The sequence below is a fragment of the Pseudaeromonas sp. HNCC25DJ180 genome, from assembly GCF_055413345.1.
Genome location: NZ_JBVAYF010000042.1, coordinates 1 through 601, shown reverse-complemented (window position 1 = coordinate 601; position 601 = coordinate 1). Strand labels below are relative to the sequence as shown.

1 protein-coding gene is annotated in these 601 nt (G+C 60.9%); it reads right to left on the bottom strand.

Annotation, left to right across the window (positions count from 1 at the left end):
- A partial coding sequence (locus ACZYTD_RS17185) for an IS91 family transposase (protein ID WP_463893918.1) occupies positions 1-601 on the bottom strand: 601 nt, incomplete at both ends.

Genomic DNA, 601 nt, shown 5'->3' with positions numbered 1-601 from the left:
GCGAAGTGCTCGCGTGCCAGGTTCAGCTTGCGGCGTCCGCCGGAGCTGTAGAGCCCCAGGTAACGGATGCTGGCCTTGCCCGGGGTGGGCACATGCTCCAGCCAGCGTTGAATAAAGGTCGCCATGGTCAGTTGGGCGACTGCTGAGCTATGGGTGCGGTGTGACTGATACCGAAAGCGCACCTGACTCGGCGAGACACTGAGTAACTGCGAGTTCCGCAACGGGCCGCCCTTGATATAGCGGGCCAGATATTTAGCCACCCCGGAGGCATGGTCATAGCGCTGACAGCAATGCACCACCCACGCTTTACGTCCCAGCTGATTGCAGAGGTTGAGACATTGTTGCAACGAGCGGTCGGGAGGCACAACCAGCTCACCAGCCAACAGGGCGCGGCGCAGCGCTGCCAACAGCTTACCGCGATAGACCAGCATCAGCGGTTTCTGCGGGAACAACACTGACTTACGCGGCAGCACCCAGTCGCCGGCGTCATTGAGGCCGCCATGAGTCAGCAAACAATGCACGTGTGGATGCAACGACAAGTCGCGGCCCCAGGTGTGCAGACAAGAGATAACACCGGGCATGGCGGCCAGATACTTGGGGT